The organism is Acinetobacter sp. YH16051 (genome assembly GCF_013417135.1).
In the GTDB taxonomy this organism is placed as follows: Bacteria; Pseudomonadota; Gammaproteobacteria; order Pseudomonadales; family Moraxellaceae; genus Acinetobacter; species Acinetobacter towneri.
In genome coordinates, this window is sequence record NZ_VPEN01000159.1 from 1 (window position 1) to 1,021 (window position 1,021).

The following is a 1,021-nucleotide window of genomic DNA, read 5'->3' on the forward strand; positions in this document are numbered from 1 at the left end:
GACTTGGAATTTCCCATCTGATTACTCCACGCTTACGAATATGAATTGCTACATTTTATCCGATTATCTTTTGCTTCGCAATGCGGCATGGGCGCACTCAGCGTTCCAGCCCCCTCTGCCGCCCTAAATGCTTGCTCCAATGCATCGAGCACCATATCTGTATTCATCCGTGTCGATACTTTCCATCCAACAATTGCTCGTGAGAACACATCAATAATAAATGCAGTATAAACCCAGCCTGAATTTGTTTGAATATACGTAAAGTCACTCACCCACAGTTGGTCAGGATGATCAGCAGTAAAATTACGTTTTACCAAGTCATCCGCTCGTTTTTGATCATCTCGGCTACGGGTGGTTTGTTTGTTCTTACCACGCCAAACACCTTTTATACCTAGCTTTTGCATTAATCGAGCAACAGTACAGCGCGCAATAATATAGCCTTCACGTTTCAGTTTTTGCCAGACTTTACGTACACCATACCGACCTGAACTTTCCTTCCAAATTCGTTTAATCTCCTCAGCATGATGCAAGTCATGTAAATCTCGCTTTGCTCGATGTTCTGGATTTTCACAGAGATCTAGAGTCCGGTAATAGGTTGAAGGTGCGATCGGTAAAATTCTACAAATCGCCTCGACTCCGTACAGCTCTTTATTATTATGGATAAAATCCACCATTATTTGTGTGGGCGGTCGAGCTCCGCCTGGGCGAAAAAAGCGGCTGCTTTACGTAGAATTTCATTGGCGCGTTGCAGTTCTTTATTTTCGCGTTCGAGTTGTTTGATACGTTCTTGGTCTGAAAGCTGCTGTACTTTAACTGGATTTTGTTTATCTAAATATTTTTGATACCAAACACGTAGTGTTTCAGGAGTACAACCCTTGCGCAGTATACTGCTCAGGGAGCAATAGCGGTGATCGCAGCCCAATTCGATGGATAATCTTTCTCGGATTCAATCAATAATTGAACCGCTCTTTCTCTGATTTCAGGGGTATATTTTACTTTTTTCATCGGGACATTCTCTCAG

1 pseudogene and 1 other annotated feature are annotated in these 1,021 nt (G+C 42.7%); the pseudogene reads right to left on the reverse strand.

Going from position 1 to position 1,021, the window contains the following annotated elements:
• Positions 1-32: 32 nt before the first annotated feature.
• Positions 33-1,005: pseudogene (locus FTV41_RS15055) on the reverse strand (IS3 family transposase).
• Positions 600-716: a sequence feature (AL1L pseudoknot), on the reverse strand. It overlaps the preceding pseudogene by 117 nt.
• Positions 1,006-1,021: the final 16 nt, after the last annotated feature.